The organism is Candidatus Sulfotelmatobacter sp., assembly GCA_035498555.1.
GTDB lineage: Bacteria > Eisenbacteria > RBG-16-71-46 > RBG-16-71-46 > RBG-16-71-46 > DATKAB01.
In genome coordinates, this window is sequence record DATKAB010000101.1 from 1 (window position 1) to 13,090 (window position 13,090).

7 protein-coding genes are annotated in these 13,090 nt (G+C 69.8%); 4 read left to right on the forward strand and 3 right to left on the reverse strand.

All coding sequences use genetic code 11. The features are described from left to right. Both VMJ70_09265 and secD read right to left on the reverse strand, forming a co-directional pair. On the reverse strand, positions 1-378 hold a 378-nt coding region (locus tag VMJ70_09265; GenBank protein ID HTO91307.1), incomplete at its 3' end, for a hypothetical protein. Between the two features lie 15 nt (positions 379-393). Continuing rightward, a complete protein-coding gene (gene secD, locus VMJ70_09270) occupies positions 394-1,962 on the reverse strand; it encodes a protein translocase subunit SecD (GenBank protein HTO91308.1) in 1,569 nt (522 codons plus the stop codon). Positions 1,963-2,338: 376 nt separating this feature from the next. Between secD and VMJ70_09275 the strand changes: the two genes are divergently transcribed. The 4 genes from VMJ70_09275 to guaB all read left to right on the forward strand — a co-directional run bounded on the left by VMJ70_09275 (position 2,339) and on the right by guaB (position 12,724). Then, positions 2,339-6,007 (forward strand): S8 family serine peptidase, encoded by a 3,669-nt coding sequence (locus tag VMJ70_09275; GenBank protein ID HTO91309.1) that lies wholly within the window; start codon positions 2,339-2,341, stop codon positions 6,005-6,007. Between the two features lie 2 nt (positions 6,008-6,009). Then, positions 6,010-9,774 carry an FG-GAP-like repeat-containing protein gene (locus tag VMJ70_09280; protein ID HTO91310.1) on the forward strand — a complete coding sequence of 1,255 codons (3,765 nt, stop codon included), beginning with the start codon at positions 6,010-6,012 and terminating at the stop codon, positions 9,772-9,774. A 447-nt stretch (positions 9,775-10,221) separates the two neighbouring features. Continuing rightward, positions 10,222-11,184, forward strand: coding sequence for a hypothetical protein (locus tag VMJ70_09285; GenBank protein HTO91311.1), 963 nt, complete (start codon positions 10,222-10,224; stop codon positions 11,182-11,184). A 52-nt stretch (positions 11,185-11,236) separates the two neighbouring features. After that, positions 11,237-12,724: an IMP dehydrogenase gene (guaB, locus tag VMJ70_09290; protein ID HTO91312.1), complete on the forward strand. Its 1,488-nt coding sequence runs from the start codon at positions 11,237-11,239 to the stop codon at positions 12,722-12,724. 3 nt (positions 12,725-12,727) lie between these two features. Here guaB and VMJ70_09295 read toward each other — a convergent pair. Further along, positions 12,728-13,090 (reverse strand): hypothetical protein (locus tag VMJ70_09295; protein HTO91313.1); only part of this gene is annotated, 363 nt, incomplete at its 5' end.

Below are 13,090 nucleotides of genomic sequence, written 5' to 3' on the forward strand. Positions count from 1 at the left end.
CTCGGTGCGCCGCAGCTCGACCTGAATGCCCGGGTGCGCCTTCTGGATCGCCGCCGAGATCTCGCCGAACAGGTCGCGCTGCCCCGGCTCCTCCTTCATGCGCAGCAGAAACTCGTTCCGGTTCTCGCCGGTCATCTGCTGGAGCTCGACCCCGTGGAAGCCGCCGGCATCGAGTGCGGTACGCACCTGATCGGCCGGCAGAATCTGGCTGAGCCGGATCTGCAGCAGGTTGCCGCCGGTGAAGTCCACGCTGTAGCGCGGTCCGCCATGAACGACCAGCCAGATCGTGGTGGCCAGCACGATCGCCGACGAGAACATGTAGGCGATGCGCCGATAGCGCATGAACGGGATGTTGGTGTTGACCAGCATCTGAAGCATGGGCGCTCGCCTCGTCTAGATGCTCAGCCGCTCGACCTTGCCGCGGCTCAGCCAGAAGTCGTAGATCATGCGGGTGAACAGCACCGCCGTGAACATGTTCGCGACCAGGCCGATGATGAGCGTGACCGCGAATCCCTTGATCGGGCCGGTGCCGAACTGGAACAGGAACAACGCGCTGAAGATCGTGGTGAAGTGCGCGTCGAGAATGGTGCGGAAGGCGCGTGCATAGCCCAGCTCCACCGATTGCCGGATGCTCTTCTGGTGCCGAAGCTCCTCGCGGATGCGCTCGAAGATCAGCACGTTGGTGTCGACCGCCATACCGACCGTGAGCACCAGGCCGGCGAGACCGGGCAGTGTCAGCGTGGCGCCGAAGCCGGCCAGGCAGGCGAGGATGTAGAGCAGGTTGAGGAGCAGCGCGCCGATCGCGATCAGGCCCGAGAGCTGGTAGTAGACCGCCATGAAGATCACCACCAGCGCGGTGCCGATCCAGCCGGCCAGGATGCCCTCGCGAATCGAGTCGCCGCCCAGCGACGGGCCGACCGAGCGCTCCTCGATGATCTTGACCGGCGCGGGCAGCGAGCCGGCGCGCAGCACGATCGCCAGGTCCTTGGCGGTCTCGACCGAGAAGTTGCCGGTGATCGAAGCGTCGCCCGAGGGGATGCGCTCGCGAATCGAGGGCGCCGAGCTGATCACGCCATCGAGCACGATCGCGAGCCGCCGCCCGACGTTGTTGCCGGTGACCCGGGCGAAGTCGGCGCGGCCCTTGGGCGTCATCTTCATGCTCACGCCCCAGCCGCTCGGATTGGTCTGGTCGAGCCCGACTTGCGCGTCGGCGCTCGCAATCGAGCCGCCGGTCATCTCCGGGTCGCGCTTCACCACGTACAGGGTGCGGCCGGTCAGCCCCTGCGACGCCTCGTCCTGCGGGCCCCACAGCAGCTGCGAGTCGCTCGGGATGATCGAGTCCACGCCCGGCGTGGCCAGAAGCTTCTCGACGATCGGCAGCTCTTCCTTGCGTATGAACGCCGCGCTCTCGACGCCGATGAAGTGGCCGGTGAGCGGCGTCCTGAGCAGTGAGGTGTCCACGCCCGCCGCCTTGGCCACCCCGCGCGCGGCCAGATAGCTGTCGAGCCGGTCGAAGACGTTCTTCACCTCTTCGGGATTGCGCAAGAGCTTGAACTCGAGCAGCGCGGTCTTGCCGATCAGCTCGATCGCGCGCGCGCGATCGGTGAGGCCCGGGAGCTGGACCGCGATGCGGTCCTCGCCTTCGCGCTGGATGAGCGGCTCGGCGACGCCGAACTGATCCACGCGATTGCGGATGATCTCCATCGCCCGGTCGGGCGCGTCTTTGGCCTCGGCGGCGCTCAGGCGGGAGCGATCGACCTCGAGCACCAGATGCATGCCGCCCTGGAGATCGAGCCCGAGGTGGATGGCCTTGCGCCGGAGATCGGACAGCTCCTTGTGGGGCAGCGCGTCCCGCTGGGCCGGGGTCATGCTGTAGTAGCGGATGGAGGGCAGCAGGTACCAGATGGCAAGCGCCGTGGCGAGCACGACGCCCGCCAGCTTCCACTGGTCGGTGCGGGTCATTCAGTCCCCCAACAGGATGAAACGCCGGCTGTGCGGGCCGCGGAGCGGTGATCCCGGCGTTCACTGGGCAAAATGAGGGCGGGATAGTACGGGGCTGTCCCGCGGAGTGTCAACGAAATGCGGGCTCGAAGCCCCTCCGGCCGCCCGGCCTTTGCCGGAGCGTTCCCCGGCACGAATCTCCCGACCCATCGGAGCCCGGCCGGTGTAGAGTCGTCGTTCCCGACCCGTTCGCCTGCCGCGTCCCCCCGCGGCGAGAAAGCCGATCGTCATGCCCCTCAGACGACTCGCCTCGCGATGGTTGCTCTTCGCTGTCTCGATCCCGGCCGCCGGGCTTGGGCTAGCACGCTCCTCCCATGCCGCGCCGCTCGAGTTCCCGGTGCTCGAAACCGCCCGCTCCGGCCACGGCCCGTGGTACACGAGCACGCGCGCGGTGATCCGGCTGCGGGCCGACGTCTCGCGAGCCGCGTGGTCGAGCCTGCCGCGCGATCGCAGCGCCACGTCACTGCGCGCGTTCCGGCCGAGCGGGCTCGAGGCGCTGAGCGGGCGACTCTCGGGCGCGTGGTTCGAGCCCGAGTTCCGCGGCACGCATCCCGGCATGGGGAATCCCGATCTCAGCACGTTCTGGATCGCCCACCTGCCGAAGGGCCTCGATCTCTCCAACGTGATGGACGTTCTCAAAGCCTCGGCCGAGGTCGAAGAGGCCGCGCCGATCGCGGTGGTCGCGGTCGAAGACGGCGCGGCGCTGGAAGCGGCTTCGCGCACGAGCGAGTCGTGGGGCGAGCGCGTGGCCCGCGCGCCCCTGACGGCGCCCGCGCCCAGCGACTCGCTGTGGAATCTCTGCTACTACCTCGATCAGGCATCGCGCAAGGACGTGCACGCGCTCGAGGCCTGGGACATCACGCAGGGCGACCCTTCGGTGGTGATGGCGATCGTCGACACCGGCGTTCTCTCCTATCACCCGGATCTCGGCGGCGCGGTGGCAGGCGGTCACGGCAATCTGTGGGTGAACCAGGCCGAGCTGCATGGTCTGCCGGGCGTGGATGACGATGGCAATGGCTTCGTGGACGACGTCGGAGGCTGGGATTTCGTAGCGCTCGATTCGGCCGCCGAAGTTCGCCCGGGCGAGGACTGGAACGACGCCGACAACGACCCCGATGATTTCGCGGTGCACGGCACGGCGGTCGCCGGAGTCGCGGGAGCGATCGCCGACAACGGCATCGGCATCCCCGGCGTCGCGCCGCGCGCCGCGATCATGCCGCTGCGCGCCGGATACTCTTCGCCGCTCAACGCCGCCGGGCTGATCGATCTCGGCAACGCCGCACAGGCGATGGTCTACGCGGTGATGAACGGCGCTACGGTCATCAATTGTTCGTTCGAGAACGTCACTCAACCCGATCTCTTCGCCGCCGCCAACTTCGCCACCGCGCACCACGTGGTGATCGTGGTGGCGGCGGGAAACAACGGCACCTTCAACGATCTGGGTACGCGAGACGACGTGATCTCGGTGGGTGCCACCGATCAGAACGACAAGGTCACGCTGTTCAGCAATCCCGGCGCCTGGGTGGATCTCTCGGCGCCCGGACAGTCGATTCCCACCACCACGCTTCACCCGGAAGGGAGCGACAGCATCGGGCTGCGCACCCCCGGATACAGCGCCGGCGAAGCGGGCACGTCGTTCTCGGCGCCGATGGTGACCGGGGCGGTGGCACTGCTCCAGTCGGCGCGCATCCAGAGTGGCCTCCCGCAGCTCAGCCCGGCGCTCGTTCAGCTCCGGCTGAAGGAGAGCACCGACGACATCTCGGCGCAGAATCCCGGCAACCTGTACGGCACCGGCCGTCTCAATCTCTATCGCCTGCTCGCCGACCCCGCCGCGTCGACCGGGATTCCGGTCGGCGCGCGAACGGTCGGCGCGGGCGTTCCGCTGCATTCCCTGTCCGGGCGCTCGCTGCTCGCCTACGTGACCGCCGAGAGCACGTTGATCCTCGCCGACCCGCTCCTCGGCCAGATCACGACGCGACTCCCGCTCGGCAGCCGTCCGGCCGGCGGAATCGCCGCCGCCGATTTCGGCCCCGGGGCCGGCACCTGTCTGTTCGTGGCGCTCGCCGACGGCCGCATCGTGGGCTTCAGGTTCGGAAGCGCGCTCGCTTCGTTCTGGCAGGTGGACGCGACCACTTCCCGCGGCTTCAACGACCTCTACCCCGCGCTCGGCGATCTCGACGGCGATGGCGTGCCGGAGATCGTTTGGGGAGGCGACGACGGCTCGGTCTGGGTGTGGAACCTGAGCGGCCAGCGTTTACCGGGGTTTCCGCGGAAGATCGCGCAGCCGGGAGGGAACCTGCGCGTGGCGCTCGCAAATCTCGACGGCTCTCCGGGGCTCGAGATCATCGCCGCCACTCCGGACTACGACGTGCACCTGCTCGGCGCCGACGGGGTCGAGCGCCCGGGCTGGCCGGTCTACATCGGGAGCACGCCCTTCGCCCCGGTGGTGACGCGGCTCGGCACCGACCCCGCTCCGGTGGTCGTGGTTGGGGCCGGCATCACCCTGCGCGGCTATCGAGCCGACGGCTCGCTGCGCTTCAGCGGCACCTTGCCCTCGCCGCTGTTCGAGGACATCGCGGTCGGCGATCTCGACGGCGACGGACGAAACGAAATCGTGGCCACCACGGCCGCGCCCTATCAGGTCGCCTCGTTCGATTCGGCGGGCGTGATGTTGCGGGAGGCCGTCCTCACCACTCCGCCCGATGGAGCGCCGGTGGTGGGCCCGCTCGCGACCGATGGCGGAGCGCAGGTGATGTACGCAAGCATCGACAACCAGGGCCGTCATCAGTTGCTCGCGCTCAGCTCCGTGTTGGCGCCGCTGCGCAACTGGCCCAAGGCCGGTTTCGCGGCGGCTTCGCCCTCGCTGGCCGACGTGAACGGAAACGGGAGCACCTCGGTGCTCGCCGGCTCCGAGTCCGACAGCACGCTCTATCTCTACAACGCCGGGCAGCGCACCTGGCGCGCCGCGTCCGCGGGGTGGCCGACCGCGCGCGGCAACTACGCGCGCACCGGAAGCCAGCTCGGTGTTCCCGCGATCGGCTCGGTCGACGATCAGGGTCCCAATTCGATCGGCGACCTGAGTGCCGGCGCCGCGAGCACGCACGACGTCACGTTGCGCTGGACGGCGCCGCTCGATCCCGGCAGCTCGGGTCCGCGTGCCGCGCGCTACGACGTGCGCGTGTCGACCACGCCGCTCGACGCCACCAACTTCGCGGCCGCCCCGGCGCTCGGCGGCGTGCCCTCGCCGTCGGCGCCCGGCTCCGCCGAGCAGATGACCATCTCGACGCTGACCGAGAACGCCGACAACTGGATCGCGCTCCGCGGCCAGGACTCCGACGGCAACTGGGGCGCGATCTCCAACGTGATCGACGTGCGCACGCAGAACGACGCCCCGGCCGCGGTCGCCGATCTGTCGGTTCAAGCGGTGAGCGATTCCACGCTCACGCTCGACTGGACGGCGAGCGGCGACGACGGGCGGATCGGCCGGCCCTCGTACTATCGGGTGCGCTACTCCGAGACGCCGCTCGACAGCGCCGGCTTCGCCGCAGCGAAGCTCGGCGAGGACGTTCCGGCGACCGCCGCCGGCGGCCAGCGCGAACAGCACTTGCTGCGCGGCATGCCGCACGGCCGGCGCGTGTGGGTGGCGATGCGAGCGGTGGACGCCGCCAACAACGTCTCCGCGCTCTCCAATCAGGTCGCGATCTTCATTGGCAGACTGGGGGGTCACTCCGGCGTCGCGTTGATCCCGTCGCGGCAGCCGAGCCCGGCGCCGGTCGAGATCGAGTGGCAGGGCGATCCGGCCTACGCGAGCAGTCCGCAGGCCATCCACATCTTCGACGTCGCCGGCCGCGAGGTGCGCGGGCTCGGCCTTCCCAACCTGCCGAGCGGCATCGCGGTCTGGGACGGGCTCAATCTCAACGGCATCGCGATGCGCTCCGGCATCTATTTCGCGCGACTCGACAGCGGGCCATCGCACGCGAGCACGCGCATCGTGCTCCTGAGGTAGACGTGCGGCGACCGGGGCCCGCCGTTCGACACGCGACTCGCGCTGCGGCGCTGCTGTTCGGCGCCGCGCTGGTCGCGGCCGGCGCGGCACACGCGCAGCTGGTGCCCGAGCTCAAGCTGCGCATCCCCGGGCTCGGGGCCGGGCACAACTTCGGCGCCAGCGTCGGGCGCGCCGGCGACGTGAACGGCGACGGCTACGAGGATTTCCTGGTCGGCGCGCCCAAGGCGCCCGGACTCCGCAGCGAGGCCGGACGTGCCTACGTCCTGCTCGGTGGCGCAGACCTCGACTCGATTCCCGATCTCACCATGATCGGCCGCTACAGCACCGGCCACTTTGGTTCGCAGGTGGTGGGCATCGGCGACTTCAACGGCGACGGCTACGACGACTGGGTGGTCGGCGATCCCCAGTACAACCTGGGCGTGACGCCCGGCACGTACGGACGCGCCTGGATCTATTACGGAAGCGCGCAGCTCGGCGCCGCCCCGCGCTTCTCGCTCGATTCGCCCGCCGGGATCTACGCTTTCGGCAGCGCGGTGGCGGCGCTGGGCGACGTGAACGGCGATGGCTATCCCGACTTTGCCGTGTCCGGTTCGGTGCTCCCGACCAATCCGGGAACCGTCAGCATCTACTTCGGAGGTCCGAACGCCGACAATTATCCCGATTTCACGCTGCAAACCGGGACCGGCAATTCGGTGTGGGCGATCGCCGGACCCGGCGACATCAACGGCGACGGCTACAACGACATGGTCGTCGGCATCCACGGCGCTTCGGCGACGGTGCCCGGAAGCATCGAGATCTTCTACGGCGGGCCGGCGATGTCGGACGCACCCGCCAGGCAGATCTTCTCGAACACCAACGCGGACCTCTTCGGCTACTCGGTGGCGGGCGCCGGCGACGTGAATGGCGACGGCTACGCCGACTGGCTGGTGGGCGCGCCCTTCGCCGCGGCCAACGGCCTTCCCGGAGCGGGGACGGTGCTGCTGTTCTACGGCGGTCGCCCGTTGAGCACTTCGCCCGCACGCGAGTTCCATGGCCAGGGCGCGAACGACAACTTCGGAGCATCGGTGGCGGGCGCCGGCGATCTGGACGGCGACGGCTTCGCCGACATCGCGGTGGGTGCATCGTCGTCGGACATCAACGGCATCAATTCCGGTCGCGCCTACGTCTTCTTCGGCGGTGCGCCGCCCGACACGATTCCGGCTGCGGTCCTGAACGGCGAAGCCGCCAACGACAATCTCGGCGTATCGGTGGCGAACGCCGGCGATCCGGATCTCGGCGGCACCAACGCGCTGCTGGTGGGGGCGCTGCTCAACGACGTCGGCGGAGTGAACGCCGGCGCCGCGTATCTGCTGCGCATCGAGCGCTATCACATCGAGGCGCCGCTCGCCGGAGATCACTGGAGCGCGGGCGGCAGCGCCGACGTGAAATGGCAGGGCGCCGACCCGGCCGACATCGAGCTGTCGCTCGATGGCGGCGCGAGCTGGACGACGCTGGCGAGCGGTGTCGGCGGCGCGAGCGACAACCAGGTCACGATTGCCGTGCCCGATCAGGTGACCGGCCGCGCGCGGCTGCGCCTCGCCCGCACCGGTTTTCCGCCGCTCGCCGGCAACGCCACGCTGTGCTCGGGCTTCTTTCACCTCACGCGCGAGCTGCCGGCGCCGGCCGCGGTGTTCGATCTCGCGCGCATCGCCGGGCCGAGCGGCGCGCCGCGACTCGGCCGCTCGGTCGCGACCGGCGTGGACTGGGACGGGGATGGCCGGCCCGACGTGTTCGCCGGCGCCTCCCCGGATCCCGGCGGCGCGGTGATCGTAACGCGCGAACTCGACGCCAGCGATTCCACGTCGATCGCGATCCACGGTCTCGCGCCCAACGAGGATTTCGGCGCCGCGATTGCCGACATCGGCGATTACGACGGCGACGGCCGGCCCGATCTGGCGATCGGGGCTCCCAGCTACGACGGCGCGCACGTCGATCAGGGGCGCGTCTACGTTTACCGTGGCGGCCCCGGCGCCGATCACTCCTCACCGATCACGATCGACGCGAGCGGCACCGGCGAATTGTTCGGCAGCGCGATCGCCGCGGCCGATCTGAATGGTGACGGGCGTCCCGATCTGATCGTGGGAGCACCCGGCTCGAGCGGGCCGGGCCACGTCTACGTCTTTATCGGCGGCCGCGGCAGCACGATTCCCGACGCCGTGCTCGACGCCGGAACGCCGGGTCCGTTCGGCGCGGCGGTGGCGCGCGCTGGCGACATCAACGGCGACGGCTTCGACGACCTGCTGGTGAGCGGGCCGCCGCTTCCCAGCGGCCGCGGCGCCAGCACGGTTCACGTCTTCTTCGGCGCCGCGAACGTCCTGCAGATGCATCGAACGGTGCTCGAAGGAACGGCGATCGGTGACGGCTTCGGCTCGGCGCTCGCGCCACTCGGCGACTTCGATGGCGATGGCTTCGACGATTTCGCGGTCGGCGCGCCGCTTTCGAACGACGGCGGGCCCGACGCCGGCGAAGTGCGGATCTACTTCGGCGCTCCCGGCCGTTTGCCGCAGCTCGGGTCGAGCCTGACCGGGAATCATGCCGGCGATCAGTTCGGAAGCGCGCTCGCCGGCGGAGCGGATCTGAATGGCGACGGGCGACCCGATCTCGTGATCGGCTCGCCGGCCGCGTCGGACGCCGGCCCGCAATGCGGGCGCATCGACGTGTTGTACGGCCGCTCGGATTCCCATCTCGACCTGTTCGCCGTCGGCCGGCCGCGCACCTACCTCGGCAGCTCGCTGGCCGCGCGCTCGGTGGGCGCCGATTCGCTGCTCGCTCTGGTGGTGGCCGGCGCGCCGCTCGGGGCGGTCCCGAGCGACGAATCGGCCGGTGCGGTGCAGTGGTTTCCGGTCGCGCGCTGGCGATTCGAGAACCTGGTCGCGGGAACGCGCTGGCCGCTCGGCTCGACTCAGCGCGTTCAGTGGAGCGGGGCTGAGCCCGCGGATCTCTGGTTCGAGGGGGTGAACGGCGAGCCACCCGTGAGGCTCGCGAGCGGCGCGGGCGGTGCCGCCGAGAATTCACTCGACGTCAAGGTGACGCAGGCGGTCCCGGACTCCGGTTTCCTGGTCTTGCGCTCGCCCGCGGGCGGCGCGATCGGCCGCGCGGCCGGTGAACCGATCGTTCAGGTCGAGCGCGCCGTTTCGCTTGCGTCGTTCAGCTTCGACGCGACGCCGAACGGCGTGAGGCTCGACTTCGCCACCGCTCCGCCGATTGGACCGCAGGGTATCTCGGGCGTCCGAGTGCGCCGAATCCGCGCGGGATCTTCCGGCCCGGGGGAGATCGTCGGGCCCAATCCACTGACCACCACCTCGTTCACGGATCCCGACGGTCTTGCCGGAGACACCTACGTCGTCTATGCGATCAACGGCCTGGGCGAAGAGATCGAGGCCGGCCGCCTGACGCTGCCGGCGGCGCCGGCCGGCGTGCGCGTCTGGCCGCAGCCGGGCGGCGAGAACGGAGTCGTCACGGTTCAGTTCGCGGCGCCGCGCGGCGCCAATGGCCAGATCGCGCCCGACCTGGTCGGCGACCTCTTCGACGCGCACGGTCGCTGGGTGACCGCGATCGTGCGCGGGGTGCCCGAGACGCGCGCCGGCATCGTCACCGTGCAATGGAACGGCAGCGACGCGCACGGCAATCGCGCCGGCCCCGGCGTCTATTTCCTGCGCGTCCACGCGCCGTCGGTGGGCTATTCGGTGACGCGCCGCGTGGTGATGCTGGATACCCCGGTCCACTAGGTCGCTTCCTGGAATCGTTCAGGGTAAGGCGCGAAACAGCGACGAGCGAGACGGATCCTTCAGGATGCTTCGCAGCGAGGAGCGAGTGAGCAACGAAGCCCCGGACGATTCCAGGGGGCGACTCAACCGGGACGGGACCGGTTGGCCGCCGGTCCGAATGCTTCCAAAATCCTTGTGCTGGGTACTCGGAGGGCGGGGTGGAGGAGTGGTGCGGGCGAATCTGGCGGGATCCCGGTTGAGCCGGCGCGGCGCAGCGGCAAACCTCATTCCAGCGAGGGGGCCGCGGCCGGACTGCGACTTGCGCGCGCGCGTCGCGCGGCCCGCGTCCATGGGCTGTCGCCGCTGTCGTCGCATTGACACTCTCGAAACCCGCTTCCTATACTCCGCCGCTCATCGCACCGGGCCTTCCTGGTTATTCCCACCGCTCGGGAGAGGAGTTTCCGCCGAATGATGAAGGGTCTTCGCGGGGTGAGCATCGCCCTGATCGGCCTGCTCACCGTGGCCGCATACTGCTTTGCGGCCGATCAACCCCCGCCCAGTCCGACGCCGGCGCCGGCGCCGGCGAGCCCCGCGCCACCGGCAACCCCGGCTCCCACGCCTCCGGCGGCGCCCGCCCCCGTGACTCTGGCCCCCGCGACACCGGCTCCGCCGCCGCCCGGCACCACCGCCGTCGACACGCTCGCGAAGCCCGCTGCGGCCGCCGCTCACCCCAGGCCGCCCGAGCCTCCCAATTCCGCCCGCGTCGCGGGCGGAAAGGGCCTCGCGAGCCTCGGCGGCGGACTCGGACTCGCGACGCTGTTCGCGGATGGCGACTACACCAATTCGCGCGCCACCGACAACAACGGCAATCCGATCTGGGGCGATCGCGACGTCAGCCTGCGCATGGTATTCGCAGCCAACCTGCGCTACACGTGGTCGAATCACTTCCGCTGGCAGGTGAGCCCGGGATTCCTGTGGGTCGGCTACGACAGCAAGGCGCCGATGCCGTTCCGCACCGCCTACTTCCCGAGCGACAGCAGCAAGGGCGACGTTCTGACGCTCATCATGCCGGCGACCTTCCAGATCCAGCTGCTGCAGCGCACGCGCAGCTGGCTCTATCACGAAGGCGTGGGCACCGGCGCCTACCGCGTGTGGATCGAGCAGAATCGCAAGCTGGTCGAGGACCCGGTGAGCCACAAGCTCCACAATGGCTTCTATCCCGGAATCACCGGCGAGTTCGGCGCCGAGCACTTCATGAAAACGCTGCCCGCGGTCTCGCTCGAGTTCTCCGCCACCTCGCACCTGATCTTCGCCCAGCGCGACGAGCAGTTCCCGTCGGGCTGGAATAGCAACGTCTGGTCCTTCGACATACGATTCGGCGCCAACTACTACTTCACTCCGGGGCCGAAAAAGTCGGGGGAAGCGCATTGATTTCGCGCCGCGGTCCCGTGCCGCGGCTGGCTGTACTCCGCATGAGGACGTCTTGAGCGACCGCATCTCCCCGGGCGAGAAGGTGGGGCCGGAGGCGCTCACCTTCGACGACGTCCTGCTGGTGCCGGCCTACTCGGCCGTGCATCCGCGGTCGGTGGACCTGCGCTCGCGCTTCTCACGGCGGATCGCGCTCAACGTGCCGATCGTGAGCGCAGCGATGGACACCGTGACCGAGTGGGAGCTGGCGATCGCCCTGGCCCGCGAGGGCGGCATTGGCGTGCTGCACAAGAACCTCACGGTCGAAGAGCAGGCGGCGCAGGTCGACCGCGTCAAGCGTTCCGAGAGCGGCATGATCACGGATCCGATCACTCTGCCGGCGAGCGCCTCGATCGGCGAGGCGCGCGACCTGTGCGCGCGTTTCCACATCTCGGGCGTGCCGATCACCGAGAACGGCAAGCTGGTCGGCATTCTCACCAATCGCGACCTGCGCTTCGAGGATCAGATGTCGAAGCGTGTCTCCGAGGTGATGACGCGCGAGCGGCTGATCACGGCGCCGGTCGGCACCACGCTCGAACAGGCGCGCGCCATCCTCGCCAGGCATCGCATCGAGAAGCTCCCGGTGACCGATCCCGACGGCACGCTGCGCGGCCTCATCACGGTCAAGGACATCGAGAAGCGCATCCGCCACCCCCACGCCTGCAAGGACGATCTGGGACGGCTGCGCGTGGCGGCGGCAGTGAGCGCGGGCGGCGACTACCTCGAGCGCGCCGCCGAGCTGGTGCGTGCCGGCGTCGACGCGCTGGTGGTGGACAGCGCGCACGCGCACTCGCAGGGCGTGCTCGAGGGCGCAAAGACGCTGCGCGAGCGCTTCACCGACGTGGACCTGGTGGTGGGCAACGTCGGCACTGCGGAAGGGGCGAAGGCCGCGGCCGCAACCGGCGCTGACGCGGTGAAGGTCGGCATGGGCCCGGGTGCCATCTGCACCACGCGCGTGGTGACCGGCGCCGGCATGGCGCAGGTGACCGCGGTGCTCGAGGCGGCGCGCGCGCTCGAGAAGGCCGACATCCCGATCGTGGCCGACGGCGGCATCAAGTATTCGGGCGACGTGGTGAAGGCGCTCGCCGCCGGCGCCCACTCGGTGATGATCGGCAGCCTGTTCGCCGGCACCACCGAGAGCCCCGGCGAAGTCGTGCTGCTCGAGGGCCGCTCGTACAAGGTTTATCGCGGCATGGGCTCGCTCTCGGCGATGGCGACCGCGAAGGGCAGCCGCGAGCGCTACTTCCAGGACAACACCGAAGAGCTGTCGAAGCTCGTGCCCGAAGGCATCGAGGGCCGAGTGCCGTTCAAGGGACCGATCTCATCGTCGGTGTTCCAGATGGTGGGCGGCCTGCGCGCCGGCATGGGTTACTGCGGCGTCGCCGACATCGAGGGCCTGCGCACGAAGACCCGCTTCGTGCGCGTGAGCACCGCGGGCCTGCGCGAGAGCCACCCGCACGACGTCACCATCACCAAGGAAGCGCCGAACTATGAGATTCGCTGACTTCTAACGGAGTCGAACCTCGGCGGTCACGCTCCCCGGCGGCGCGAGAACGCCGCGTCCCGACGCGAGCGCGAGCAGCGGCGCGGGCGGCGCTCCATCGAGTCGCGCGCCGGGCGGCAGGCGCAGCTCGGTCCATACCTGAACCGGCGTCCAGTTCCAGCTCGCGACATTTCCGCGGCGCGCGAAATCGAACGAGACCCAACCCCATCGCGTCGGCGCTCTTGTCACGTGCCCGCCGTGCGCCCACCACGAATCGCGCGCGCCCATGGTGAGCTGCAGGCGATCGCCGTCGTCGTAGATCAGCGCGTTCCGCACCAGCGTGAGCAGCGCGGCGGCCGAAGTGGCGTGCGGCGGCAGGTTCACGCC